This window comes from Streptomyces sp. 4N509B (assembly GCF_052245655.1).
GTDB lineage: Bacteria > Actinomycetota > Actinomycetes > Streptomycetales > Streptomycetaceae > Streptomyces.
Window position 1 is genome coordinate 56067 of the sequence record NZ_JBQQBZ010000030.1, and the last position, 26230, is coordinate 82296.

Here is a 26230-nt window from a genome sequence, read left to right on the forward strand (position 1 = left end):
GATGTACATGCGGAGGAGCCGCATACGCGAGGAGCGTGCCGCCGACGGCACGGGCGGCACAGGCGACATAGCCGGCTCGGGCGGCACGGCCGACCCCGAGGGTGCGGGGCGGGACCGGTCCGAGGACACGGCCGAGCTGCGCACCACCCCGCCCGCCGGGACCGTGCCGCCCCAGCGCGGACCGGACGACACCGAGCAGCACCTCGCGGAGGCGTCCTCCCAGACCTCCCCGTCCCAGGCCCCCGACACCTCCTCGTCCCCCCCGTCGCCGCCCGGGACGCGGCGCTCGCGCCGCGCGAGGCCGCCGAAGAAGCGGTGGCCCCGGATCCTGGCCTGGACGGCCGGCTCCCTCGCGTTCGTGATCGCCGCCGTGGCCGTGGCCGGCTGGCTGTACATCCGGCACCTCGACGGGAACCTCACCAAGGAGGACCTGTACCTCGGCGAGGGAGAGATGGAGGGCTCGCAGCCCAACGCGGCCGGTCAGACGCCGATCAACATCCTCCTGCTGGGCACCGACTCCCGCGACGGCGCGGCCAACCAGGACCTCGGCGGCGCCGTCGACCTGGCGGGCGGCCCGCAGCGCGCCGACACCCAGATCCTGCTGCACGTCGCGGCCGACCGCAGCAACGCCACCCTCATCAGCATCCCCCGCGACACCCAGGTCACGATCCCGACCTGCATCGACTCCGACACCGGCGAGGAGTACCCGGAGATGGAGTCGGAGTCGATCAACCTCTCCCTCTCCCACGGCGGGCCCGGCTGCACGGTGGCCACCTGGCACGAGCTGACGGACATCCCCATCGACCACTTCATGATGGTCGACTTCGCGGGTGTGGTGGAGATGGCCGACGCGGTCGGCGGCGTGCCCGTCTGCGTCGAGGACAACGTCCGCGACCCCGACTCCGGCCTCGAGCTGACGGCCGGCGACCACGTCGTCGAGGGCGAGCAGGCCCTGCAGTGGCTGCGCACCCGGCACGGCTTCGAGGACGGCAGTGACATCGGCCGCACCAAGGCGCAGCAGATGTACCTGAGCAACATGGTCACCCAGCTGCAGAACGGCACCTCGCTGACCGACCCCGGCCAGCTGATGAACCTCGCCGAGGCGGCGACCAACGCCCTCACCGTGGACCACGGTCTGGGCGGCGTGACCAGGCTCTACGACCTGGGCGAGGACCTGCGTCAGGTCCCCAGCGACCGCATCAACATGGTCACCATGCCCTGGCTGCGGGACCCGGAGAACCCCGAGGTGACGGTGATACCGGACCCGGTGAAGGCGGAGCAGCTGTTCTCGCTCGTCCGTGAGGACATCCCGATCGACGAGCAGGGCGCCGACGAGGGCGCCGGCGAGGGCGGCGGCCAGGAGTCCGGCCCGGACGGCGGTCAGGAGTCGGGCGGTGCGGGTGACCCGGGCGGTGCGGAGGAGCCGACGCCCGAGGCCACCGCCGACCCGGCCGAGCAGATCGCGGTCGCCGTGCGGAACGGCACCGGCTACGACGGGGCGGCGCCGGTGGACAGCCGCGCCAGCGTCATCACCGACGAGCTGCACCGCATGGGTTTCGCGTCGGCCTTCACCGACGTCACGCCCGCGGCGGAGGCGACCACCACCGTGCTCTACCCCGAGAACACCGGGGACGACACCGCCCGCGCCAACGCCGAGGCGGTGGCCACCGCGCTCGGCCTGCCCGGCTCGGCGGTGCGGGCCTCCGACACCGTGCTCCAGCCCACCCTCGTCATCGGCGCCGACTGGCTCGACGGCACCAGCTACCCCGAGCAGGAGGACGGCGGGGGCGAGGGCTCAGGGGGCGGAGGGGGCGGCGGCTCGCCGGTCGACCCCGACGACATCATCTCCGGCGACAGCAGCGAGAAGTGCATGGCGGTCAACCCGTTCTACACCTGGTAGGACGGGCGGGGGAGGACGGGAGCGGAGGAGGACGAGGGGCCGCCGCCGACGGCGTCAGCCCCTGGCCTCCTCGGCCCGCCGCCCTTCCCGACCCTGGGGCCGCCGGGAGGCGATCACCCGCCGCGCCAGCTTCCTGGGGCTGGTGAGGAACCCCCAGCCCCAGCTCATGTGCATCGTCGCGAGCGCCACCGGGATCCGGGCCCGCACCCCGACGGGCAGGCCCCGCCCGGCCGGCACCGAGCCCAGCACGATCCCCGCCACGTACCCCGCCGGCACCACCAGGGCCCAGGGGGTGAGCACGGCGCCCGCCACCAGGCCGGCCGCGATCGCCAGCAGCGCGGCCGGCGGCGCGAGGTACCGCGCGTTGATCGAGCCCGCGTGGTACCGGGCGACGACGCGACGCCACCGCCCGTAGTTCCGGTACTGGGTGGCCAGGGCGGCGACGGAGGGCCGGGGACGGTAGGAGACCAGCAGCTCGGGCGAGAACCAGATCAGGCCGCCCGCCTGCCGGATGCGGAAGTTCAGCTCCCAGTCCTGGATGGTAGATCTGAGATCCCTTATCACCCCAGGTTGCGGAAATGCAAATGCCCAGGTCAGGCCACTTGCGTCAGTCGCGACTTCTGTCTGGTTCTGCCGGTTCACGGTTGCTTGTGGGTACGGTGCTGACTTGGTGCTGACCTGTGCGGGGAACTCGACCACGGCGTCCAGCACCGCGCGAAGCTGTGACGAGGACACGTCCTCCATGAGTTCACGGAAAGCGACAACTCGATTGCGTTTCGTGTTGTAGCGTAATCGACGACACGGTGACTTCTACATACTCCTGACCAGCGGCAACGGTCTGCAAAGCAACTCCTTCTCGTTTGCGGTGCTTGAATAGACGTCGTTCCTCGTCTGGTAAGGAGAAGTGCTGTGCCCCTGGTTTCTGTCGTGATGCCCGTGTACAACTCGGTAGCCACCCTCGGCGCAGCCGTCCGATCGGTTCTCACGCAGACCCACAGCGACTTGGAGCTTTTGGTCACCGACGACCAGTCCTCCGATGCCTCCATGGACCTGCTCCGCGAGTTCGCCAAGGAGGACGAGCGCGTCCTGCCGGAGTCGGCACCCGAACAGGGTGGTGCGGGCCGGGCCCGCAACCTTGCGATCGAGCGGGCCCGCGGGGACTACATCGCTTTTCTCGACAGCGACGACATGTGGCTTCCGGAGAAGACCGAGAAGCAGCTCGCCTTCGCTGCGGAGGGTGATGCGCCGCTGACGTTCACCTCGTACTTCAAGATGGACGCCGACTACGACGGCGAGAGCACCGACTGGGTCCCGAACGGTCGGGTGGTCCGTGCGCGGGAGCGTGTGGACTACCGCATGATGCTGGTCCGAGACCACATCGGTGCTCTCACTGCCATGTACGACCGCAATGTCCTGGGCACGCGGCTGATGCCGGAGATGCGCAAGCGTCAGGACTACGCTCTCTGGCTGTCGATCATGCGGGACGGCGCTGACGCCCGGGGGCTAGCTGAGCCGCTTGCGGTGTACAGAGCCCAGCGGGCGGGATCGCTGTCCTCCAACAAGCTGTCGCTCGTGCGATACAACTGGGCTTTGTACCGCGAGCACGAGCATCTTTCGGTCCCGCGGGCGACGCGGGCGCTGGCCGGTGCTGTGTGGCAGTCGCTGCGCAACTCACGTATCTAGTGCTTGGAGCCATCTGATCAAACCAGACACAGCCGTGCCAACGATGCAGCCCTGAGCGCGGAGGGCAGCAATTGATTCATTCATGCAACGCGTGCGCTGGGATCTGGGGTCATCGGGCTGTTGAAGCCTGTAGAGGCCGTTTCCGTTGGCGGGATGGTCCCAGTCTTTGCTTGACCGTTCCTATGGATCGTGGAGTCGGGGTCTTTCAACACAGTCGGGTCGTCGTCGTGAAGTGCTCATCCTCCCAGGAGGTACGCGGCTCGCTCGCGTAGCGCAGCGGTCAGCTCAAGATTGTCGCCGCGGGTGTTCGTCTGGAGGAGTATGGTGATCACCACCAGCTCGGAGAATCGCCCAGCTGGCGAGCTGAGCACATCTCCCAGTTCCTTACGCAGCCGTTCGGCCACGCGAGGAACGAGCAGACTGTGGGTGTGGAGCGTGGCCGCGTCGAAGCCAGCGGGAGCGAGGCCCCAGCCCTCCCAATCCAAGATCACCAGCTCGGGAGCGGTCATGTTGGCCCAGTGGAGATCGCCATGGGCGGTGGACCAGGCCGGCACGGTGGTGTTGACGGGGCGGCCGAGGAAGCCGAGGAACTCTGGCATCGCCCGGTCCACGTACTCCTGACGCACGCCGATCCGGTCGGTGGGAACCTCGGAGACGAGGTGAAGGGCGTTCCTCAACTTCAGCCACCACTGGCCGTCCAGGGCCGTTTCAGTGCGGAGAGTAGGGCCGTCCGCAATGATCGGTGCCTGCGTCACTCGTGAAAAGAGCTCAGCTCGGTAGGCGAACTCTCCGTCCACCCAGTCGTCGATGTTCCGCAGCACGGGGCGGGGAACGGCAGCGGGGATCGCCGTTGCTGCAGTCTCCGTGCCCATCCACAGTTTCCCGCCGGCTTTGTGTCTCGGCTCGCAGACGACTCGGAGCCATCCTGGCCCGGAGGGGCAGGTCACCGGGCGGCCGAGCGTGCGCCCCCGCCATCCCCAGGCTTCTGTCTCACCTTCCACGCTGGCCTCTAGGTCGTGAGAAGCACGGCTGTGAGCGGATCGCATCCGAAAGATCACATCTGCGTCACCAGGTTGCGAGAACATCGATGCCTTTCCGAGCGCGGCGTCGTCTTCAAGTACCGGGGAGGCCAAGCTCTTGTCGTAGTGCATCGGTGGCCCGTCGACGGTGCGAGATGGCGTTCTTCTGCTCGCTGGACATTTCTGCGAAGGTGATGTCCCAGCCGGCCGGCACGAAGATCGAGTCCCAGCCGAAGCCTCCGTTGCCGCGTTGTACAGTCGCCAGGGTCCCGTGCAAGGTTCCACTGACGACGCGAGTCCCGTTGGCGTCGGCAAAGCCGAGTGCAGCGATGGCGGTCGCACTACGGTCGGACACCCCTGCCGCCATGTTGAGAATGCCTTCAATTTTTACCTGGTCAACGAACCATCTGATCAGCGCCCCGGGGAGACCATTCCAAGCCTTCAGATGGAGGCCGGTGTCATCGACAAGTACGGGCCTTCTCAGCTTGGAGTAGGCGTCCGCAGCCTTTCTTCGTGCGACTTCCATGACATCGAGAGATTGGATTTCAATCAGTTCCTCCTTCACTGGGACGATCTCAATTCCGAGCAGTGTGGTGAACTCTCGGGCCTTTCCCTCGTTCCCCGTGACGAGCGACAGTCGATCGATCACATGGTTCCTTTCGAAGCAACAGAAGCCAGTTGCTGCGGGTGTGATGTGATGTCCAGCACGGAAGCCTGTCGGGGCAGGGACAAGCCGTGCATGAGAAGTACGACTAGGCGCCCCGCGCGCGGAGTACGGCTTCCCGGTCGTCAGGTTGTGAGAGCGGATGGCCACGTGATTCCCGTTATATGGCCTACCTCACTTCGCTGCGGGTTCTTGTTCCTAACGTTAGTTGTGTTCCCGACGCATCGCGGGAAAGAGGACAACATCACGTAGGTTGGGCGCATCGGTGAGTAGCGCCATGAGTCTGTCGATGCCGATTCCGAGGCCGGACATGGGAGGCATCCCGTATTCCATGGCCTCAAGGAAGTCCATTTCAAACATCATGGTTTCTTCATCACCGGCGTCGCGCATGCGTGCCTGCTCGGCAAGGCGATCGCTCTGGTCGATGGGATCCACCAGTTCCGAATACGCCTTGACCAACTCCCAGGAGTTCACCACGACCTGAAACATGTCGACCCGGCTTGGATCATTGTCGCTTCGCCGGGCGAGTGGGGACAGCTCGACAGGGTGATGCATGAGGAAGCACGGTTGAATCAGGGCTGGTCGAACAGTCCTCTTGTACAGCGTGTCGACCATGGCCGCATAGGACGGCGCGCCCGCGATGTCGGAATCCTGGTAGACCTGGAGGACGCGCTCCCGAAGAGAGGGGAGGTCTCGGATCTCGGTGAGGTCAATTCCAGTGTGCTCGTACACTGCTTCTCGGTAGTCGATCTCCGGCCACTCCACGCCGAAGTCCAACTCAGTTCCCTGATAGGTCACCTTCGTGGTTCCAAGGACCTTCTCCATGACAGTGAGCACGAGATCGCGCACCACCCGCATGTTGTCGCGGTAGTCCCAGTAGGCCGCGTACCACTCCAGGCTGGTGAATTCCTGAAGGTGGGATGGGTCCATGCCTTCGTTGCGGAAGAGCTTGCCGATCTCGTAGACGCGATCCAGACCTCCGGCCACGGCTCGCTTGAGATAGGTCTCCGGGGCGATGCGGAGGTAGAAGTCCTCGTCGAGGGCGTTGTGATGGGTGACGAAGGGCCGGGCCGCGGCTCCGGAGGCCGCCTGCTGGAGGATGGGGGTCTCGACTTCGAGGAAGTCCAGGTGGTCGAGGTAGTGCCGGATCTCGGTGATGAGGTGTGACCGGGCGCGGAACCTGGTTCGGGACTCTTCGTTGGCGATGAGGTCGAGGTATCGGCGTCGGTACCTGACTTCAGGGTCGTTGACTCCGGACCACTTGTCCGGCAGTGGGCGCATGGGACGGTTGAGTACAACGAGTTCAGAGACAGCCAGTGTCGGCTCTCCCTTCCTCGTGATGTATTTCTCTCCGGAGACGCCGATGAAGTCGCCGAGCTTCACGTCTCGGGACCACTCGGTGAACTGTTCTTCTCCGAGTTCATCGAGGCGCAGGGAGATCTGGATTCGTCCGCTGCGGTCGTGGATGTGACCGAACACCAGGCCGCCCATGGTGCGCCATAGAACGACCCGGCCGGCGAGTCGCGCTTTGGTGCCGTCGTCCGCCTGCTTCACCTTGGCCGCCACGGCATCGGTCTTGTATCCGGTGGCGGGAGTGAAATGCGTGGGCGACGGCGCGTTCATGGAAACGGCTCAGCTCCTTGGCACTGGGTGGAGGGTCTCTTGGTGTGAGAGGCGGGTGGGGTGAACGCTGGGCATTGTAGGGTCAGCTGTCGAGCCAGGTGACCTCATCCCAGGCGTGGGCAAAGCCTACGGTGCGTACAGGGGGGATGACGACCACTGGACGAGGGGCCGTCTATTTTGCGCCAGAAAGTCCGGGTTGTGGACCGTCGGCCCAATGGGTGGTGGCTGTTCGCTGGCCGAGACGAGGTCCGCTTGGTGTGGCATGTGAGAACTCCTGGGCGTGAGGAGAGGGCCGGGCTCACGTGCTGCGGGGGTGTGGGTTGGAGATTAGTGGAATGATCTTGGTGATGGCATTGAGGAACGTGTCGATGTGTTCCTCGGTGTGCATCGCTGTGACAGTGATGCGGATGCGGCAGGCGTCGGGGGCGACGGCTGGTGGAGTGACTGCGGCACACCAGAAGCCGGCGGCAAGGAGTGTCTGCTCGGCGTGAGCTGCCGAGTTCGGAGGGCCGAGGCGCAGAGGGATGATCGGCCCGTCCCCCGGTGGGTGGATTCCAAGACGGGTGAGGCCCGCGCGCAGCCGGCGAACGTTCGTCCACAGGCGTTCCCGGACGCCGTGGTCGGAACGGAGGAGGCGGAGCGCGGCGATGGCCGCCGCGGCCTGTTCGGCGGGCAGGCTGGAGGTGAAGCGGTACCCCGAGGCGTAGGTACGGAGCATGGCGATGGTGCGTTCGTCACCCAGGACTGCACCGCCCATGCCGGCCAGTGCTTTGCTGAGAGTGACGACATGGAGCGGGATACGGCCTCTGAGCCCGAAGTGGTGGGGCGTGCCGGACCCGTCGGTACCGTAGACGCCGGTGCCGTGGGCGTCATCGACCAGGAGGAGGGCGCCGTGGTGCTCGCAGACCTCGACCAGGCCAGGCAGGTCGGCCAGGTCTCCGTCCATGCTGAACACGCCGTCGGTGGCGACAAGTGCCGGGCTGCCGGCGTGCTGGGCCAGGAGCTCGGAGAGGTGGTTGGTGTCGTTGTGCCGGAAGCGCAGGTGAGCGGCTGCTGACACCCGTGCTCCCATGCGGATGCTCTGGTGTGCCATCTCGTCGTAGATCACGACCGGTCGTCCAGATGGGGGTGGGGAGCCGTGCCAGCGGTGGGCCAGATGGGTGGCTTCGAGGAGCCCGTGGACGGCGGCGATGTTCGCCAGTAGACCGGTCGCGGTGACCATGGCGGCCGGGGCCTTCTTGAAGTCGGCGAGGTCGTTCTCGAGTTGCTCGAGAATCCGCAGGTTGCCGCCGAGCCGGCGGGATTCGCTGGTGGCGTGGCCGTGAGCGTGAAGTGCGGCGGCGGCAGTCGCCCTGACGCTCGGCGCGTGGTTGAGGCCGAGGTAGTTGTTGGAGCAGAAGGAGACCACGCGTCGGCCGCGGAGCCTCACGTACGGATTGGGAAGGCTGTCGGTGCGTTGCTCTGCGGGAAGCAGGTCGTGGCTGGCGAGCCAGTCATGGGTGGCGTGGAGTTCGGCGAGCAGTCGTGGTGTGGTCATCGCGCGATCCGGAGGCTGGAGGTCACCGTGAGCAGGTCGGGGGCGTGAAAGCCCGTTCTGTGGCGGGCAGCGAGATCGGTAGCCCATCGGTGGGCGCCGTCGGCGTCAACGCGGTAGCGTCCCGCTGCTGTGGGGTAAATGGTCCTGCGGGCGGCCAGATCGGTGAGGGCCTTGTAGCAGCTGTGGGTTTCCAGTGCGCGGAAGCGCTCGTAGCCGGGGTGGACGCCGAATCCCCCGTGTGGGTGATCGTGGGCCAGGATGCGGTCCATTGCTTCCTTCGGCCCGAAAGGGCTTTCGGCCAGATCCGGCAAGCAGAGGGCAACTACCGTCGTCCACGCTTGACGGCGCAGCCGTGTGAAGACGTCCGGGTCTCCGCTCAGGCGGCGGCTGAACGCAGTTGCTCCCAGCCAGGCCAGGTACCAGGTCTCCTCGGTGGTGGTCCAGTACGCGTCGTCGGGCTGGGTGGGGAGCCGGGGCTGCTGGTCGGTGATCGGCACACCGCGTCCAGCTGCGGCTTCCCTGGCCTGGTCGAGGGTGAAGTATTCGCCGGGGAAGCGGCGGTCAACCCGCAGGCCGTGGACTTCGTGGAGGCTGGTGTAGTCGTCGACGAACGCAGAAATGCGGGCGAACAGGGTGTCGTCGGGGCGCGTCTGCGTTGGAAGCACGATGTTGACGTCGATGTCGCTGCGTCCCCTGATTGCGGCCCCGTAGGGGAGGCTTCCGCTGGTGAAGGAGACAACCCTGTCGGGGAAGTGCTCATCGACGAGCTGCGCGAGCTGGCGGTGGATGTGGTCCGCCTCGATGGCTCCGATGATCCCGCCGGGCGTCACAGATCTCCTACCGCGTTGTTGAGAAACAGGACCTCCACGACTGCCTCGGGAGGGAGCTGGATGGCCTGGACCGTGAGGGCGGCGACGGTAGCCGGCTCCATGAACTCCGCCTTCTCCTCGGCCGAAAGGTGGTCGTAGGACGGGGTGTCGACCGACCCGGGCTGAATGGAGGTCACCCGAATGCGCCGTGGGCGCAGTTCGTCGCGGATGCTCGCGGTGAAACCCTCCAACCCGTGCTTGGACGCGCAGTACAGCGACCAGTCGGCGAAGCCGCGACGGCCAGCGATCGAGGAGATGACGGTGATGACGGCCTGGCCGTCACGCAGCAGGGGCGCGAACGCCTGAGCGGTGAAGACGGCCCCGGCCACGTTGGTTTCGAACAGTTCGTCGTACTGATCGCGGGTGACCGACGACAGCGGGGTGGGGTATCCGATCCCCGCGCACAGGATCAGAGCATCCAGCTGACCAGCAGAGGCTGCGACGTCGTCGGCTGCCGCTTTCAGGGCCCTGGAGTCTCGGACATCGACGTCGTGGGTCCGGCAGCTGCGGTGCCCGGCATTGGCGTAGGCTCCCGCATTCCGAGCGAGGACGTGGACGGTCCAACCGTCGTCCAGCAGCTGGGTGCTGATCTCGGCCCCGATTCCAAGGCTGCCACCGGTCACAACAGCCACGCGGTCGTGTCGGTTCACCGGCGGCATCCCGTCAGTTCAGCCCTGACGCTCTCGCAGAGCTGGTCGATAGCGGGGTCAAGCTGCTCGAGGCGGCTGGTGAAGACGGCTCCGCCAGCGTTGTGGTCAGAGATGACCAACAGGCAGCGCAGAGCGACGCCTGCCCGCGGACTGGCAGCGAACAGATGCCCGGCCTCCAGGTCCACACAGTCGGCCACGTGCACCAGCTGGCGGTGGCGCAGGGTCGACTCGGCCAGGCAACTGACCGTCGCAGCCTCCACACCCGGCGTCTGCGAGGCAGCCGGATAGGTGCGCCGCCCGGCCCGGCGCCAGCCGCCGGTGAGCCAGCGTTCGCCCACGCGAGCGGTCCGGGACGGGGCGATCGCCGACACCGGGTCCAGGACGCTGCCGATGCGCTGGCCGCGCAGACCGCCGGCCAGGCCGATGAAGGTCACCGCCGTGCCGCGCGGCAGCGCGAAGAGAAGGTCCTGGACGACGCTTCCTTGAGGGACTTCCACGAACACGGCGTCGCCGAGCACGCAGGTGGGCCACCAGCCGTCCTGCTGGGTCGCGTCAACGGACATGCGGGTGTGGATGCGGCGGATCGGCGTGAGGACCGCGAACTGGCCACGCCAGTCACGGCCCAGGAAGGCCACGCGGGCCCGCTTCTGCCATGCCTCGTCGAGCACGGGCGGCATCCCGAAAGAGGCGGCTGGCGGCGTCACGAGCCCACCACCGGCAGCGGGCAGCACGTAGCCAGGGAACGGACCGGCCCCATCATGGGCTCCACACCCGGGAGCAGGTCGGCGAAGGACGACGTCCTGAGGCTCCCCAGGCGGAACCGCTCCGCGTCCAGCTTGTACAGCCACGAGCAGGTGGACAGGTCACCGCTTGGTGAGACGAAAAACACCCGGAGGCCGCCCGGACACCCGTGCGTGTCGTTGGGTTCAGGAGTGCCGAGGCTGTGGTCGATCTCGATGCCGCGCTGGGCGTACTGCGCTTGGAGGGCGGTCAGTTCGGCGACCAGCGCCCGCTGGCGCTCGTCGGTGAGCGCGAGCTGCGGGTGGCGAGCGGCGCGACCGGCAGGGAACACGCTGTTGATCACGAGGGCGTCTACGCCGATCTCGGCCATCGCGGCGCAGAAGTCGGCGATGTCGTCGACGTTGCCGGGGTGGACGACGTGGGAGACCCGCACCGGCACGTCGGCGGCCAGCAGGTGTTCCACGGCGGCAACGGCACGGCTGAAGGACGACGGCTTGCCCCGGACGAGGGCGTGAGAGGCGCGGTTGTGCCCGTCGATGCTGACGGTCATCCTCCGCAGCGCCGTATTCGCCAACACACAGGCGACCTCCGGCGTGATGTAGTACCCGTTGGTGTTGCAGTACACCTCGGCCACCGCAGGGTCGATCGCGGCGACGACGTCGGCGAAGTCATCGCGCGCGAACGGCTCACCCCCAGAAAAGTAGAACTCGTTCACGCCGTTCGTGGTCATCTCCCGGACAGCGGAAACCATCCTCGCCGTATTCAGGTCGCCCTGGCGGGAGCGCTCCGGTGAGGAGTCCGACAGGCAGTGTGCACATGCCAGGTTGCAGAATTCGGTGACTTCCCAGATCACGGTTGCTCCGACGTCCGGCGGACGGAATCGGCAGCGATCACCGGTGATGGTCACAGGTTCCCTCCCATGGATGCGTCGATGCCCAAGCGGGCGTTCTCGAGTACGGCCTGCTCGAACGAGAACGTGCCGTGGTGCCGGCGATGCCATGCCGCGCACTGCACCGCCCACAGCGCGATCGAACCGGCCATCCGGCCAGCCAGCCGCAGCCCGGTCTTCTCCTCGACCAACTCGCGTCCCCGACGCAGCGCTGCCACCCGGGTTCCGGCAGGCAGATCCACCGAGGGCGTCAGGCACAGCGCGGCGATGTCGGCGAGTGGGTCTCCCGGGCCGTAGAACTCGTAGTCCAGCAGCCACACCCGGACGGGTGAATCGAAGGAGACAAGTAGGTTGGGCGGGCTGATATCTCCGTGGCAGGCCACCCGCAACGGGTCCCGCAGCGTCAGCTCCAGAGCTCGAACACTGGCCGGTGCGCTCGCGGCCAGCGCCGCGGCGAATCCCGCCTGGAGCTCGTCGAGTTCGGGCGGCGCGTCATCTTCCCACGAGCCGGGGAGTCCGACCGAGGCCACGACGGTCTCCACCGCCGCATCCAGCCACCGCGATGGTCCGCCGGCCGCAGGATCGTCGAACCGGACACCAGGAACGTGGTCCAAAACCAGTGTCGGCGGCACCGCGTAGTGCTCCAGCACACGCGGTGCCAACCCGTCCGGCATCTGCTGCAACGCGCGCAGCTCCCGAAGATACGGCCCGGGGCAGGAGTAGCGCTTGACAAACGCCGACCGGTTCCCGGCTCGGGCTTCCTGCCACACCGCGTGCCTGGGCCGACAACGAGCACCGAGGAGCGTGCGTGCGGCGTCTCCTCCGGCCTCTGCCGCACGCCCGTTGTCCCTCACGTAGCCCGACAGTGCGTCCGCGACGTTCTCCAGAACGCGGCCGAGCGGTTCGGATTGCGGCATGAAGCTCTCCACCCCCATGGCGCGACAGCCGATACCCGGTTCACGCCTGCACGGACATCCTCAACAGCGACCCTGCGGGAAGCGGGCCGCCACCGCCCGGTCGAATCCCGGGCGGAGCACCAGCACACACCGCTTGAACAGCTTCTGGTCAGGGGAGATCACCGCGAACGTTGAGAATGTGGCCACCCAGGTGCGAAAAACTGAGAAAACCAGTACGGCACATGCCTGTTGGCGTACCGTGCTGATGTGACGACTGTGCGCGACGCATCGATGTCAAGGGGAACGCCTCGCACCGCGCGGACAGCCAACGAGATGCTCGCCGACGCGCTCCACCGAGCCGGCTGGTCAGCCCGAGATCTTGTACGAGCCCTCAACCCCCGTCTCACCGCGATCGGTGAACCCGTCCTGCATCTCACCGCAGCGCAGGGCTGGCTGCGTGGTAGCGCCCCACGCTCGGGCACCGTGCGCCGCATGGCGGCCACCCTGCTCACCGAAACCACAGGCACCACGTACACCCCCACTACGCTGTGGGGCACGCAACCCACCCCGACTGAACGGACCGCTTCAGCTACGGACGGCCTCGTGGGCCGCCACCCGCTCACGGACGTCCTGGCAGTCGCCACGGCATGGACCACCACCTCACCCGGTGACCAGGCCGCCATATACCCCGTCAGCGACAACGAGTTGTTCGCCGCCGTCTGGGACGCGACCCGGCAGACCCCGCACACACCCAAGCCTCTCGCCGATCCATACGCCGATCGGGTGGATCCCCCACTGATGGACGTCCTCGAAGGCCATCTCAAGGACCTCCGCCGCCTGGACGACACCGCAGGAGGTGGCGCCCTCTCCCAGCGCTACGTCCGCACCGCCCTCGCAAGCGTCCTGGACCTGCTGCGCAACTGCCGATACACGCCTGCCGTCGGCACCCGTCTGCTCACCACGGCCAGTGGCATGGCCCAACTCGCCGGCTGGATGGCCTTCGACGCCGACCTCACCGCCGCAGGCCAGCGCTATCAACTTCTCGCCATCCGTCTCGCCCGCGCGGCCAACGACGAGGACACCATCGCCAACGTCCTGGGGATGCTCTCCTACCAGCACGCCGCCACCCACAAGCCCGCCTCCGCAGTGCGTCTGGCCGAAGCCGCAGTCGAGCACACCACCCACAGTGCCCCGATCGTCCGCGCCCGCGCCCTGGGCCGTCTCGCCACCGCTCGCGCTGCAGCCGGCGAAACAGATGCCTTCCGCTCGGCCACCGAGCAGTGCCGAACCCTGCTCGACCGCCGAGGCCACGGGGGAGATCCGCCAGCGCTCTACTACTTCACTCCCGAGCAGGTAGCTGCCGAATCCGGCCACGCCCTCGTCGAGCTCGCCGCTGCCAACCCCAGCCGGGCCAGCCGTCTTCTCTCCGAGGCAACCGACCTGCTCACCCCCCTCGCCGACCACGGGCCCACCACGGGATTCATGCGCTCAGCGGTCTTGCACGGCATCCACCTTGCCCGTGCACACCTGCTCTCCCGGAACACGGAGACGACCGTGCACACCCTGCTCCAACTCGCGTCCCACCTCGACGAGGTCCAGTCCATCCGCTGCCGTAACCTCCTCGCCCACCTCCGCCGACAGGCCGGCACCCGCATCCGCACCGCCAGCGGCGTGGATGCGCTCAAGGCCGTGGACAGGGCACTATCAGCCGCATGAGCCACTCATCCACAGCCCCGGCATACCTGCCGGTCCCACTCCTCACCCCCGTGCCGTACAGCCACCCCGACGCACGGCGCCTTACCCGGACACTTCATCAAGAACAGGTTGCGCTATACGGATTCGCCGACGATCCTGATGAGACACCCGAGTGCGATTTCGATCCGGCGAATGGCTTGTTTGTCATAGCCCACTTCGACTCCGTAGCGGTCGGTTGCGGAGGATGGCGTCTCGTCGCGCCACATACGGCCGAGATCAAGCGCATGTACGTAGCGACCGCCGCACGCGGTCGCGGACTGGGCCGCCACATCCTCGATCATTTGGAGCAGCAAGCGGGCTCCCGAGGAGTCTCCCGCTTCGTCCTGGAAACCGGCGCCCGCAATGAAGCCGCCCTGGCTCTCTACCGCGCGAGCGGATACCGGCTCACTTCACCCTATGTACCTGGTAGGAATCCAGAGGTGAACCGGGCCATGATCAAACAGGTCGCTGCGGCGCGCAGCGTGTCATAGGGCGAAGGCCGGCGCACGCGTCTGGGGTGGACGCGTCGCTGGGATCCGGGCTGCTGATGATGTGGCGAAGCATATCGGGGACCACGGGCGGCCTCGGGGAACGACGGAACAGCTGAGCAGGGTGCCGACGTGGTCGTTCATCCGCGCGCCGCGGCGTGCAGTACGTCTTCCCTGGAACCGGTTAAGGTCATGACCTGCACACCGTCTTCGCGTAACTCGCAGCCGACAGGGCCGCGGAAGGTGCTGTTGCCGGTCCCGGGCCGGTGGATTCGGGGCACATACTCGTCCCATCTACTGCGGGCAGTAGCGGATGCTTGCCCCGGTCCATGAGCTTGGCTCTCGGTCCGGGCAGCCAGCGGTGTTTGGTTGGGGAACTGACCCCTGGTTCCGTCACCGTCCTGGAGTCGGCTGCGCATGGAGCGCCCCGCGACCGGCCTGCTGGGCGGGCTCGTCAGCGGACAGCTGGCCAGCGGCTGGGTCGGCGGTGTCGACGAACCGGAGATGGGAGCGTTCGGCGGCCCCGAGGGCATGGATGTCGCGCACGACGTGTTCTGCCTGGACAGTCGTGCTCCCCTGGCCGAGACAGGCACTCCCGGTGCCAGGGAACGCTGTGTCCTGCTGCTGTCCGCCACGCTTCCGGCGGCCGGTCTGGACCCGTTCGAGGCGGGCGGTGCGTGGGTGAAGCTCGGCTCCCTGCGGCCTCTGTTACCGCGCCCACCAGTCCTTCGCCCGACCGCGCCGTGGCGGCCATGCAGCCCGGCGCCTGGTGAACGCCGGCGCTGCCCGGCGACCGGACGCGGAGTCCGGCTGGAGTGAGCGTGTCGCCGCGTTCGAAGACGCCGGGCACCGGCTGAGGCAGCTGGCCGCCGACGGGCGGCTGACGCGGGGGCTGCGCGCGATCTTCACCCACCATGCGATCTTCGCCTTCAACCGCGCCGGCGTACCTGCCGACGAGCAGGCCGCCACCGCCTGGCTGGGCCGCCACGTCACCTTCGCCGATGACGAAGAAGCCGACGTGTCCGCCCGCAAGACCACCTCGCCGACCTCTACCCTCACTCGAATGGAGACGACCCTGACCCCCGACACCAACCCCGCCGACCTGCGCGAATCACTCGTGAACCGCCTCGTCGACGGCAGGCACCTGCGCACCTCCGCGGTCATCGCCGCCTTCCGGGACACCGAACGCCACCAGTTCCTTCCCGGCGTCGAGGTGAAGACGGCGTACCTCGAGGACGCCGTGCCCATCAAGCACGACGAGACGGGCGAGATGATCTCCTGCATCTCCGCGCCCTCGATCGTCGCCACCCAGCTGGAGCAGCTGGGCGCCGAGCCCGGCCACAAGGTTCTGGAAGCCGGGGCTGCCACCGGCTACAACGCCGGGCTCCTCGGCCGGCTCGTGGCACCCGGAGGCCACGTGTGGACCGTGGACGTCGACCAGGACCTCGTCGACCGCGCCCAGCACAACCTCGCGAAGGCCGGAATCTCGAACGTTTCCGTGGTGCTGGCCGACGGCGCCGCGGGCCTTCCCGAGCACGCGCCCTTCGACCGCATCCAGTTCACCGTCGGAGCCGGCGACATCCCCGTCACGATCCTCGACCAACTCGCTCCCCGGGGACGCCTGGTCATCCCCATGCGAATCCGAGGCAGCATCTCGCGCTCCTTCGCCTTCGAGCGCGATGGTGACATTTGGCGGACCGTCTCGTGCGAGATGGCCACTTTCGTGCCCCTGCGCAAGGGCGTCTGCGACGACATCCACACCCTCGTGCCCATGGCTGGCGAGGGGAACGTGCGCCTGGAGACCTTCAGCGAACAGGACGTGGACCGCGACGCGATCCGAACCGTCCTGGATCAGCAGCAGGCCAAGGTCTACTCCGGAGTGAAGTTCCGCCAGGGCGACCCCTGGGAGTGGCTGTACCTGTACTTGGCGGCGGTGCTGCCCAACGGGCTGTCCCGCATGCCCGGCTCCCGCCCCGGCTTCACCCCACACTTCGGCTGGGGCTCCATGGCCGCCCTCGACGGCGACACCCTGGCCTACCTGACCATCCGCGAGGGCACAGACGACCATGGCCGGTACTGGGAAATCGGCGTCATCGGCCACGGCCCGCGCGCCGCCGAACTCGCCGACCAGGTCGCAGGCGAGATCAGCGAGTGGGACCGCGGCTGGGGCAACGCCGCGCCCCAGCCCAGCTTCCGCATGGCCGTCGGCGACGCCCGCGAACAGATGAAGGCCACCGAGCCGCGCTTCGTCATCGACAAGACCTTCAGCCGCCTCATCGTCGACTGGCCACGAAAGAGCTGAACCCGATGCGCCCCGTACCTCGCTGGTCCGCCGCCCCAAGGCGCCCGCACTACTCTGGACGAACGCATCACCCACCTCACCGAGCTGGCCGGCCAGCAGCGTTCTCAACTTCGCCGCGCAGACCTGCCAGGAGCTGCGGTTGAGTCTTCTCATCGACGGCGCCAGAGCCTGGCACGCAGCGGCCATTGGACGAGAGCCGCCGAAGCCGTGACTACGCACCACGGTGTGGGCAACCGCTTCCTCGACGGACGCCAGATCCTCATCACGTCGCTGCTCGAACGTGCACCACGCTGAAGCCAGAGCTCGACTTTGCTCTGCATCAAGCATTGGCGCTGATCACCCCACCCGATCCCGTAACTGTGGTATTTCAAGCCAGTCGCGAGGGAGCGCAGCCAGTCGCCCCGACGGGGGCGCCTTCATACCTCGTGCTGTTGTGGATCCACAGTGGCAGTTTACTGTGATCGGTATGGACTTCTCAGATGCTCTGCGGGCGGTAAAGGATGGCGCACGAATCGCGCGGCGTAGCTGGATTGAGCCGGGGAAGTACATCTACCGGGTTCCTCCGCGCACGACGACCCTGCCGGATGGCAACTCCGTCGAGCACTCGGCGGAGTATCTCTTTTACCGACCCCACAAGGGCGAGCACGGGCTTGTCGAACCGTACGCTCCGCTGCCGGACGCCTTGGAGGCCGACGACTGGTACGTCCTTGACGGTGACGACCGAGACTGACCGTCGTAGCACGAGACTGCTCATGGGAGGCACCGAGCCGCAAGTCCTCGCGTGCGTCCCGGTCACCCATGTACCAGGGGGTTCACACGGCTCCGATGCTCACGGCGAAGGGACGGAGTCCTGGGAGGGCTGGAGAGGTGTGAAGTAGTCCCGAGACCATGCTGCGCACCGACGGGCGTCGGGCGTCCTGCGGTGTGTGCTCGGCGAGGTCCTGAAGGAGCCTGAAGGCTCCATCAACGTCACCGCAGTCTCGGAGGAGCTTGGCAGAGTCGTGTCGGATGCGGGCTGCGGTGTGCGGGACCTGCATGGCTGACGCGCTGAGAGCTTTCATGTGACGGAAGGCGCGCCGGGTGTCGCCGAGTATGTGGTGAATGCATAGGCCGTACCTCTCCACTTGGGCCCGAGTCAGCGGCCCGGGGTAGTCCGGCCACGTCGCCGTGGCAGGCCCTCGTTTGGCCAGGCTCTGGGCGTGTTCCCACAACCGCACCGCATCCGTCGACCGCCCCGCCTGCGCTGCGCCGTAGGCGCTTTCGAGGAGCAGGTGCCCGAGAACAGGGCGGGCCGTCGCCTCGTCCTCCAGCTCAGCGACCACGGTCGTGGCGACCATGGTCGCCTGGCGGTGCTGTCCGTGCTGGCGCAAGCAGATGTACTGGGAGCGGGCTGCCATCGCAAGGGCGAGCGGGTGCTGGGCTCGCCGGGCGGCGTCTACCGCCCAGCTGCTCGTCGGCCATGCATCGGGGTGCCGCTCCTTTGCCTTCACAGCCGAGGCGAGCGCCCAGGCACGGGTGAGGAGTTCCGCACCACGCCTGCCATTGCGGGCTGCCGTGACCTTGGCCGCTACGATCAGTGACGGGAGCGCCTCTTCCGCTTCCTGATACTCGGCCGCCGCGAGATGTCGCGCCACGCTATCCAACCCGGTGCTCAACTCTGTGATCGACAGGCGGGGAGCTGATCCACCATAGGTGTAGAGGGCGTTGTCCCATGCGGATGATGCTGGCGTTACAGGGGTGGCCGGGAGGGCCGCCGCGCTGCCTATGCCGAATCCAGCTGCTAGGAGTGCACGCCTACGCACATCGTCCTCCTCACCGACTGCGTGGGGGCCAGCGTCTCGCGTGACCCCGCCCGTAGCGAGCACGACAGGGTCGATGTTCAACGCTCGGGCTAGCAGTCGAAGTTCGCGTGATCCAGGAAACCTCTGGCCACGCTCGAATCGCGAAATCTGTTTCTGGCTGAGGCCGCACTCAGCGCCGAGTGCCGCCTGCGTCAGCCCAGCCTTGACCCGTTCTGTCCTGAGTGTGATGCCCACGGGGGTCATGCGGACGACGGTACTCCCATTGACGGACTGCGGTAGTCCATTTTGGACTACCGCAGTCCAAGTTGAGCAACGAGTAGACGCACACCGCGGGTTCAGCGATTGACTGGGCATCAGCGCGCGCACCGTGCGTGACCGGTCGTTCAGGGCAGCCTCGCGATCTCTCGTCGGCGTGCCGTGGGCGGGCGATCCACTGCGGGGGAGCCCTCCATGGACCAGGACGTCGTGGCTGGCGTGACGATCACCGCACGGCGAGCCAGACGATCACCGCACGGCGAGCCACTGGTCTTGGGGAGGTGCTCCGAGCGAGTGGAAGCGGCAACCGTGCCCAGCAGTACACCGGAGGACGAGCAGGAGGTTGTGATGGTCCCCCCGCCCGCAGCACCATCCGGGCCTGCCCAGGGCCCTAGCGGTCCGGGGTGGGTGGACACGATCAAGCCGCACTCGGCTCGCATTTACGACTTCTACCTAGGCGGTAAGGACAACTACGAGGCTGACCGTGTCGCTGCTGAGCAGGTCATCGAGGCGTTTCCCAGCATCCGTACCTGCGCGCGGGTGAACCGAGCGTTCATGCGCCGCTCGACTCGGATGCTGGCCGAACTGGGTTACGGGCAGTGGCTCGACATCGGTACTGGCATCCCCACCCAGCCCAACCTGCACGAGATCGCTCAGGGCGTCCAGCCGGACGCTCGGGTGGTGTACGTGGACAACGACCCGATCGTGTTGGCCCACGCACAGGCACTGCTGACGAGTTCGCCGGAGGGGGCGACGGCCTACCTCTCGGCGGATCTCACCGAGCCGGAGACGATCCTTGGCGCCGCGGAACTGGGCGAGACCCTCGATCTGAGCCGGCCGGTCGTCCTCAGCCTGAACGCAGTGCTGCATTTCGTGCCGGACGAGTTCGATGCCCGTGGCATCGTCCGCCGGCTGGTGCGTGCCCTGCCGTCCGGCTCGGTGCTTGCGTTGACCCATTGCACCGGGGACTTCGATCCGGAGACTTGGGATCGGATCGTCCAGGTCTACCGGTCGAGCGGCACGCCCGCTCAGGTCCGTTCGTGTGCCGAGGTCGCGAACTTCTTCACTGACAGCGACCTGACGTTGGCTGATCCCGGCCTCGTCGTGGCTCACCGCTGGCGTCCCGATGATGTGGACCAGCGCGGAATGGCCAGGCTCACGACGTCGGAGGTCGGTGATGCCGAGGTGAGTCTGTGGGCGGGGGTCGGTTACAAGCCGTGATCGGTTGCCTGTGTGTCGCCCCTGATGACCGGCCGCTGGGCGCGGGAAGAGCCCTGCTCCGTTCCTTCCCCCCGTTGGGAACGGCTCGGGAGTGCCCAGCGGCCCTTTTCTCCCCTGTCTGTCTGGTTCTTCCGTTGATGCTGACTGTGAGGATTCGATGACGTCGCTACTCCTTATCGGGGTGCTGGCCTGTGCCGCGGTTGTCGCGTGGTGGTGCGTGCGTTCGGCTCGGCAGCAGAAGCGGGCTCTGGAGCAGGCGGAGAAGGCGCTCCGGGCCAAGGAGGAGGAGCTGGATCAGCTACGGCGCAGGGATGTGGAGTGGTCTCGGCAGCGGGATGACGCGAGTGCGGCGTTGCAGGCCGAGCTGCGTCTCCTGGTCGAGGAGCGGGTTCCTGCCGCGGTGGCCGGCCGTGCGATACCGCCTCAGCAGCAGGCTGTGGTCCTGGGTGAGACGGCGGCGGGCTGGCTGGAGAAGATCCCGGGGATCGTGGCTGAGGCGGTCGGTGAACGCGAGGAATCGCTGCGGCGGGTGACGGTGGCGGTCGGTGAGCGGGTGCAGGCGGCGGCGCATCGCATCCAGGAGACGGTCGCGCCGTTGCTGGAGGACCCGGCGAACGCGGAAGGGGTCGCTCAGGCGTCGCTGCATATTGATCACGCGGCGACGGTGCAAGCGCGGTTGGCTCAGAGCCTGCGGATCGTGTGCGGGGCGTGGCCGGGGCAGCGCTGGCAGGAGCCGCTGCCGGTGGTCGAAGCGGTCAGGTCCGGAGCAGGCCGGATCGAGGGATACCAGCGGGTGCAGGTGACCGGCAACGCGGAGGTGGGTGTCTCCGCGTTGCTGGTCGAACCGCTGATCCATCTGCTGGCCGAGCTGCTGGCGAACGCCGTGGCGTGTTCTCCCCCGCGTTTCGAGGTGGTCGCGTCGGTGCGGCTGGTGCAGCGCGGTGTGGTCGTGGAGATCGATGACAGCGGGGCGGGGATGGAGGAGGCCGCGCTGGAGGAAGCCCGCGCGCGGGCTTCGGGGCGACAGGTCGTGGATCTCGCCACGCTGTCGGAGGTGCCGCAGCTGGGGCTGGCGGTGGTGGGGGAGTACGCGCGCCGCCACGGGTTCCGTGTGGAGCTGGGGGAGTCGCCGTATGGCGGGATCAGGGCCGTGGTGCGGGTTCCGGGTGAGCAGGTCGTGACCGTACCGCCCAGGCCGTTGCCCCCCTCCGCCCACCGGGCGCCGGAGCGGCCGGCGGAGGCGGTGGATGGCACCCCGGCCGGCGCGGTGACGGCAACAGGATTACCGCGCCGGCGCTCTCGCCGCGACACGTTCCCCACCTCAACCCGGACCGATGGGAGTCAGCCTGCGGTCCGGCAGGCCGAGCCGACGCCACAGGAAGCGGGCGCCTGGATGAACGCCTACCTCTCCGGTTCCGGAAGCCCTCAGACGCAGCCGGCGGACGCCGTGGATGACGATCAGGAAGCGGAGTGAATCATGACGCAGCGCATGGACATGGACTGGGTGGTCGCGGATCTGGATGGGCTCAAGGGCGTACGGCACGTGATCGTGCTCTCCAGCGACGGGCTGGTCACGGCCCAGTCGGCCATGCTGGAACGGGAGGCGGCCGAACGGCTGGCCGCCACCTGCAGCGGGTTGCAGTCGCTGGGCCTGAGCATGGCCGGCGAGTTCGGCACACCGCCGGGACAGACACGGCAGCTGGTGTTCGAGCTCGATGGCGTGATGCTGTTCGTCCGCACGGCCGCCAAGGGAAGTCACCTGGCGGTGCTGGCCGACCCGACCATCGAGCCGGGCATGATCGCCACGCAGATGCAGGCCGTGGTGCAGCGGCTGGGCGAGCGGACGTTGACGACACCGGCCCGCCAGGACCCGGACAGGCCATGAACGCCGCCGGGGATGGATACCGCGATCAGCCGCTGCGCCCGTACGTGATCACCGGTGGGCGGGCGGTGGCCCGGCGCAGTCTGGCCCTGGAGACGCTGCTGACTGCTGCTTCTCCGGCCCGGCCGCTGCCGGTGACGGCCTCGGCCGAGCAGCGGGATCTGCTGCGGATGTGTGAGCGGCAGCTGTCACTCGTAGAGGCCGCAGCGCATCTGGAACTCCCGGTCAACATCGTGCGGGTCGTCGCCTGCGACCTGATTGATTCCGGTCACCTGTCGTGGCGCGCCCCCAGGGCTGAGGGCCCCGATGTCGAGTTGTTGAAGGAGGTGCTTGATGGCCTTCGCAGGCTCCAGTGCGGGTGAGCGCTATCTACCCGGCACCGTCGAGCGGGCGGCGAAGATCCTGGTCACTGGAGGCTTCGGGGTCGGCAAGACCACGCTGATCGGCGGCGTGACGGAGATCGCTCCGCTGAAGAGTGAGGCGTTGATGACCCAGGCCAGTGTCGGCGTGGATGACCTGAGCCGGCTGCCGGGGAAGACCCATACCACGGTGGCGATGGACTTCGGCCGGCGCACCCTCAATGACCAGCTGGTGCTCTATTTGTTCGGGGCGCCGGGGCAGCGACGGTTCTGGTCGATGTGGGAGGGCCTGGCCCGTGGTGCCATCGGGGTGCTTGTGGTGATCGACACCCGTCGCATCGAGGGCAGCTTCGACGTTCTGGATCAGCTGGAACTTCGCGGCGACGCGTTGCCCTTCGCGGTGGCGGTGAACAACTTCCCCGACTCGACCCGGTACACCGCCCCTCAGCTGCGCGAGGCGCTGGATCTGACCTGGGACACCCCGGTGGTGCAGTGCAACGCCCTCGACCCGGACTCCTGCCTCGACGCCCTGATCGCCCTGGTGTCCCACGCCTTCTCCGTTCATGGAGCCGCATCGCGATGACCTCCAACGCCTCCCCGTCTGCTTCGTCCACCGAGCTGCCGCCGGGCTGCCCGGCCCACACGCCCCCGGGTCACGTACCGGCGCACCCCCCGGTACGTGACCCGGGCACCACCGCTGGCCTGGTGTCGCTGGCGGAGATCACCGCCAGCCGGCATCCGCAGGACGTCTACCGCCGGCTCCGGATGGAGTGGGGGCCGGTGGCGCGGGTCGAACTCGAACCGGGGGTCGCCGCGTGGCTGGTGATGGGTTACCGCGAGCTGCTGACGCTGGCCCGCACGGAGTACCTGTTCAGCCGGGACGCCCGCAACTGGGGCGACGTCCAAAGCGGTGTGGTGCCCCCGGACTCGCCGCTGGGGCCGATGATGTTCTGGCGGCCGAACGTGATCGGCGCGGACGGGGTTGAGCACCGCCGGCTCCGCCAGCCGCTGGATGACGGCGTGCGATGGATCGATCTGCGGCGGATGCGACGCGCGGTCGAAGGCATCTGCGTTGACCTGATCGCCTCCTTCGCCCCTCGGGGCAGCGCGGACCTGATAGCCGAGTACGCGCAGGCGATCCCCCTGCTGGCGCTGGCTGACCTGTTCGGCCTGCACGGCGCTGAGGGACACGAACTGCTGGCCGCACTGGCGGCGCTGTTCGGCAGCGCGGACGACTCGCAGGCCGGGAACCGGCAGTTCGAGGAGATCCTGGCCGACATCCGCGACGAACGCGCCGCACGGCCGGCTGATGACCTGACCACCTACTTCCTGCACCACAAGAACCTGGCGACGAAGGACGAGGTGCTGCAGAGCATGGTGGTGATGATCTCCGCCGCCCAGGAGACCACCACCATCTGGATCGCCAAGACGATCGAGAAGATGCTCACCGATCCGCGGTTCGCCAGCCGGCTGCAGGGAGGGCGGCTTGGGATCACGGACGCGCTGGATGAGGCGCTGTGGTCCGACCCGCCGATGACCCACATGCCCGCTCGCTACGCCCTGGCCGACACCGAACTGGGCGGGCATGCCATCCGCCGCGGCGATGTCCTCATCCTCGGCCTGGCCGCCGCCAACGACGACCCGGCCATCCACACCGGCGATCCGCACGCCGAGCGCGGCAACCGCGCCCATCTGGCCTTCAGCGCCGGCCCGCACGCCTGTCCCGCCCGCAACCCCGCGCGGACGATCGCCCACACCGCCGTGCAGACCGTGCTGGAACGGCTGCCCGGCATCCGTCTGGACGCCGACCCGGACCAGCTCGCCTCTCGCCCCTCGCCGTGGACCCGCTGCCCGACATCCCTGCCCGTGACGTTCCCCGCGCCGCCGAACTGATCCGCTGAAAGGGACCCCGCGTCATGCCCCAGCCCTCACCGCCGCCCGACGCCATCGCCCTGGATCCGGCCGCGGCCGACCACCATGGCGAAGCCGCCCGGCTGCGTGCCCTTGGCCCGGTTGTGCGCGTGCTGTTGCCCGGCGGCGTGCCCGCCTGGAGCATCACCCGCCACGACCTCCTCGCCGAACTGGTCACCGACCCCCGCGTCAGCAAGGACTGGCACCACTGGCAGGCGTTGATGCGCGGCGACATCCCCGAAGGGTGGCCGCTGACCGGCATGGTGCGCGTGACGAACATGGTCACCGCCGACGGCGCCGAGCACCACAGGCTGCGCCGGCTGGTCACCCAGACCCTCACCCCCAAGCGCGTCCAGGCCCTGGCCCCCCGGATCACCGCTCTCACCCGCGAGCTGCTGGATGCGCTGCCCTCCCACGCCGACACCGGCGGGGCTGTTGACCTGCGGGCTCACTTCGCTTACCCGCTACCCATGCGGGTCATCTGCGACCTGCTCGGCATACCCGAGGCGGACCGGCCTCGCCTGCGGCAGCTGGTCGACTCGATCTTCCGCACCACCACCTCCCCGGAAGAGGTGATCCAGACCCAGCACGACATCTACGACGTCCTCGCCGGCATCATCACCCACCGCACCCGCTACCCGGCCGGCGACCTGACCAGCGCGCTGATCGCTGCCCGCGCCAACGACCCCGAAGCGCTCAGCGAGGAGGAGCTGGCCGGCACGCTGTGGCTGATGATCTCTGCCGGGCACGAGACCACCCTCAGCCTGATCGTCAACGCCGTCCGCGCCCTGCTCACCCATCCCGACCAGCTCACCCTCGCCCGCACCGGCGGCGACGAGACGTGGGCCGCCGTGGTGGAGGAGACCCTGCGCTGGGACGCGCCGATCGGAAACTTCCTCGCCCGCTACCCGCTGGAGGACGTGGAGATCGCCGGCACCACCATCCCCGCCGGAGAGGCGATCCTCGCCCCCTACAGCGCCGTCGGCCGCGACCCGGAGCACCACGGGCCCAGCGCCCATGTCTTCGACATCACCCGTGAACAGCGCCGTCACCTTGCCTTCGGCGGCGGCCCTCACGTCTGCCTCGGCGCTCCGCTCGCGCGGCTGGAGGCCCGGCTCGCCCTGCCCGCCCTCTTCGACCGCTACCCCGACCTGTCCCTGGCCGTCCCCGCCACCGACCTGACTCCCGTCCCCTCCCTGATCTCCAACTCCGTCACCACCCTCCCCGTCCATCTCCAGCCCCGCCAGCCGTCGGCGGCCTAGCGGCCGACGACTTCGAGGTCCCATGATCATCGCTCCCGAATGGCTCGCCGGACAGACCGCGACCCTGCCCACCGGTGAACACTTCGACGCCATCCGCCTGGCCCAGCACCACGGCGAAGACGCCCTGGCCCTCCTGACGCGCTTCGGCCTGGTCAGCCGCATTGGTCCCATCGTGGCTGACCACGACCAGTGGTACGTCCTCCTCCCCGCCGGCAGCGACGACGAGCCATGGCCGGACATCGTCCACTACCTCGCCCACGGGGCAACCGTGGCCGGGCCACCACCCCAGTCAGACGCCAGCGACCCAGCCGGGCTGCGCTGGATCCGCACCCTGATGGACGCCGGCAGCCGCTGGGTCAGCGACCCGTCGATCTGGCGAACCGCCGTGGAAGTCGTCGCCACCACGCTCACCGCTCCGACGAACTCGCCAGGGCCCTGATCCGGCACGAGGCCATCGCGATGCCGCAGGCCAAGCGCGCCTCCGACCACCTGCTGCCGAATCAGTCCTCAGCCGCTCCGCGCTGAAACAGGTCCTGGTTGGGG

25 protein-coding genes and 1 pseudogene are annotated in these 26230 nt (G+C 68.0%); 15 read left to right on the forward strand and 11 right to left on the reverse strand.

Annotated elements, in window-relative coordinates; all coding sequences use genetic code 11:
- Position 1 precedes the first annotated feature (1 nt).
- Positions 2–1900, forward strand: a complete 1899-nt coding sequence (locus tag ACTWP5_RS24140; RefSeq protein WP_443223191.1) for an LCP family protein — start codon at positions 2–4, stop codon at positions 1898–1900.
- A 54-nt stretch (positions 1901–1954) separates the two neighbouring features.
- On the opposite strand, the pseudogene ACTWP5_RS24145 reads toward ACTWP5_RS24140, so the two are convergent.
- Positions 1955–2440 (reverse strand): annotated as a pseudogene (locus ACTWP5_RS24145) (glycosyltransferase family 2 protein); the annotation flags it as partial.
- Between the two features lie 369 nt (positions 2441–2809).
- On the opposite strand from ACTWP5_RS24145, the gene ACTWP5_RS24150 reads away from it, so the two are divergent.
- Positions 2810–3583, forward strand: coding sequence for a glycosyltransferase family 2 protein (locus tag ACTWP5_RS24150; protein ID WP_443223192.1), 774 nt, complete (start codon positions 2810–2812; stop codon positions 3581–3583).
- A 236-nt stretch (positions 3584–3819) separates the two neighbouring features.
- Here the strand turns inward: ACTWP5_RS24150 and ACTWP5_RS24155 are convergent, their stop codons facing one another.
- The 9 genes from ACTWP5_RS24155 to ACTWP5_RS24195 all read right to left on the reverse strand — a co-directional run bounded on the left by ACTWP5_RS24155 (position 3820) and on the right by ACTWP5_RS24195 (position 12492).
- Entirely contained in the window at positions 3820–4455 is a 636-nt protein-coding gene (locus ACTWP5_RS24155; RefSeq protein WP_443223193.1) for a hypothetical protein, read from the reverse strand.
- 241 nt (positions 4456–4696) lie between these two features.
- A complete protein-coding gene (gene rdgB / locus ACTWP5_RS24160) occupies positions 4697–5251 on the reverse strand; it encodes an RdgB/HAM1 family non-canonical purine NTP pyrophosphatase (RefSeq protein ID WP_443223194.1) in 555 nt (184 codons plus the stop codon).
- 219 nt (positions 5252–5470) lie between these two features.
- On the reverse strand, positions 5471–6889 hold the full coding sequence (gene lysS, locus ACTWP5_RS24165; protein ID WP_443223195.1) for a lysine--tRNA ligase: 1419 nt from the start codon (positions 6887–6889) through the stop codon (positions 5471–5473).
- Between the two features lie 298 nt (positions 6890–7187).
- Complete coding sequence (locus ACTWP5_RS24170; protein WP_443223196.1) at positions 7188–8426, reverse strand: aminotransferase class I/II-fold pyridoxal phosphate-dependent enzyme; 1239 nt, start codon at positions 8424–8426, stop codon at positions 7188–7190.
- Positions 8423–9256 carry a hypothetical protein gene (locus ACTWP5_RS24175; RefSeq protein WP_443223197.1) on the reverse strand — a complete coding sequence of 278 codons (834 nt, stop codon included), beginning with the start codon at positions 9254–9256 and terminating at the stop codon, positions 8423–8425. Before ACTWP5_RS24175 ends, ACTWP5_RS24170 begins: the two co-directional genes overlap by 4 nt.
- Positions 9253–9945: an SDR family oxidoreductase gene (locus tag ACTWP5_RS24180; protein ID WP_443223198.1), complete on the reverse strand. Its 693-nt coding sequence runs from the start codon at positions 9943–9945 to the stop codon at positions 9253–9255. The genes ACTWP5_RS24175 and ACTWP5_RS24180 overlap by 4 nt, the downstream gene beginning before the upstream one ends.
- Positions 9942–10613 (reverse strand): hypothetical protein, encoded by a 672-nt coding sequence (locus ACTWP5_RS24185; protein WP_443223199.1) that lies wholly within the window; start codon positions 10611–10613, stop codon positions 9942–9944. The genes ACTWP5_RS24180 and ACTWP5_RS24185 overlap by 4 nt, the downstream gene beginning before the upstream one ends.
- 32 nt (positions 10614–10645) lie before the next feature.
- Positions 10646–11593, reverse strand: coding sequence for a radical SAM protein (locus ACTWP5_RS24190; protein WP_443223200.1), 948 nt, complete (start codon positions 11591–11593; stop codon positions 10646–10648).
- The gene (locus ACTWP5_RS24195) at positions 11590–12492 is read right to left on the reverse strand and encodes an aminoglycoside phosphotransferase family protein (protein WP_443223201.1); all 903 of its coding nucleotides are present in this window, start codon (positions 12490–12492) and stop codon (positions 11590–11592) included. Before ACTWP5_RS24195 ends, ACTWP5_RS24190 begins: the two co-directional genes overlap by 4 nt.
- Positions 12493–12963: 471 nt before the next feature.
- Here ACTWP5_RS24195 and ACTWP5_RS24200 point away from each other — a divergent pair, with 471 nt between their 5' ends.
- From ACTWP5_RS24200 to ACTWP5_RS24220, 5 genes are all read left to right on the forward strand, one after another.
- Positions 12964–14187: a hypothetical protein gene (locus tag ACTWP5_RS24200; RefSeq protein ID WP_443223202.1), complete on the forward strand. Its 1224-nt coding sequence runs from the start codon at positions 12964–12966 to the stop codon at positions 14185–14187.
- The gene (locus ACTWP5_RS24205) at positions 14184–14696 is read left to right on the forward strand and encodes a GNAT family N-acetyltransferase (RefSeq protein ID WP_443223203.1); all 513 of its coding nucleotides are present in this window, start codon (positions 14184–14186) and stop codon (positions 14694–14696) included. The genes ACTWP5_RS24200 and ACTWP5_RS24205 overlap by 4 nt, the downstream gene beginning before the upstream one ends.
- Before the next feature lie 414 nt (positions 14697–15110).
- The gene (locus ACTWP5_RS24210) at positions 15111–15512 is read left to right on the forward strand and encodes a lantibiotic dehydratase C-terminal domain-containing protein (RefSeq protein WP_443223204.1); all 402 of its coding nucleotides are present in this window, start codon (positions 15111–15113) and stop codon (positions 15510–15512) included.
- Positions 15463–16995 (forward strand): methyltransferase, FxLD system, encoded by a 1533-nt coding sequence (fxlM, locus tag ACTWP5_RS24215; protein WP_443223205.1) that lies wholly within the window; start codon positions 15463–15465, stop codon positions 16993–16995. Before ACTWP5_RS24210 ends, fxlM begins: the two co-directional genes overlap by 50 nt.
- A gap of 466 nt (positions 16996–17461) precedes the next feature.
- The gene (locus tag ACTWP5_RS24220; protein ID WP_443223206.1) at positions 17462–17725 is read left to right on the forward strand and encodes a Thoeris anti-defense Tad2 family protein; all 264 of its coding nucleotides are present in this window, start codon (positions 17462–17464) and stop codon (positions 17723–17725) included.
- Between the two features lie 82 nt (positions 17726–17807).
- Here ACTWP5_RS24220 and ACTWP5_RS24225 read toward each other — a convergent pair whose 3' ends face one another.
- The gene (locus ACTWP5_RS24225) at positions 17808–19040 is read right to left on the reverse strand and encodes a helix-turn-helix domain-containing protein (protein WP_443223207.1); all 1233 of its coding nucleotides are present in this window, start codon (positions 19038–19040) and stop codon (positions 17808–17810) included.
- A 360-nt stretch (positions 19041–19400) separates the two neighbouring features.
- Here ACTWP5_RS24225 and ACTWP5_RS24230 point away from each other — a divergent pair, with 360 nt between their 5' ends.
- The 8 genes from ACTWP5_RS24230 (at position 19401) to ACTWP5_RS24265 (ending at position 26126) form a co-directional block, all read left to right on the forward strand.
- The gene (locus ACTWP5_RS24230; RefSeq protein WP_443223224.1) at positions 19401–20273 is read left to right on the forward strand and encodes an SAM-dependent methyltransferase; all 873 of its coding nucleotides are present in this window, start codon (positions 19401–19403) and stop codon (positions 20271–20273) included.
- Between the two features lie 157 nt (positions 20274–20430).
- Entirely contained in the window at positions 20431–21747 is a 1317-nt protein-coding gene (locus ACTWP5_RS24235) for an ATP-binding protein (RefSeq protein ID WP_443223208.1), read from the forward strand.
- Positions 21748–21750: 3 nt separating this feature from the next.
- Positions 21751–22158 (forward strand): roadblock/LC7 domain-containing protein, encoded by a 408-nt coding sequence (locus tag ACTWP5_RS24240; protein ID WP_443223209.1) that lies wholly within the window; start codon positions 21751–21753, stop codon positions 22156–22158.
- Positions 22155–22517 (forward strand): DUF742 domain-containing protein, encoded by a 363-nt coding sequence (locus tag ACTWP5_RS24245; RefSeq protein WP_443223210.1) that lies wholly within the window; start codon positions 22155–22157, stop codon positions 22515–22517. Before ACTWP5_RS24240 ends, ACTWP5_RS24245 begins: the two co-directional genes overlap by 4 nt.
- Positions 22489–23097, forward strand: coding sequence for a GTP-binding protein (locus ACTWP5_RS24250; RefSeq protein WP_443223211.1), 609 nt, complete (start codon positions 22489–22491; stop codon positions 23095–23097). Before ACTWP5_RS24245 ends, ACTWP5_RS24250 begins: the two co-directional genes overlap by 29 nt.
- A complete protein-coding gene (locus ACTWP5_RS24255; RefSeq protein ID WP_443223212.1) occupies positions 23094–24407 on the forward strand; it encodes a cytochrome P450 in 1314 nt (437 codons plus the stop codon). The genes ACTWP5_RS24250 and ACTWP5_RS24255 overlap by 4 nt, the downstream gene beginning before the upstream one ends.
- A gap of 23 nt (positions 24408–24430) precedes the next feature.
- A complete protein-coding gene (locus ACTWP5_RS24260) occupies positions 24431–25687 on the forward strand; it encodes a cytochrome P450 family protein (protein WP_443223213.1) in 1257 nt (418 codons plus the stop codon).
- A gap of 22 nt (positions 25688–25709) precedes the next feature.
- On the forward strand, positions 25710–26126 hold the full coding sequence (locus ACTWP5_RS24265; protein WP_443223214.1) for a hypothetical protein: 417 nt from the start codon (positions 25710–25712) through the stop codon (positions 26124–26126).
- The last annotated feature ends 104 nt before the right edge of the window (positions 26127–26230 follow it).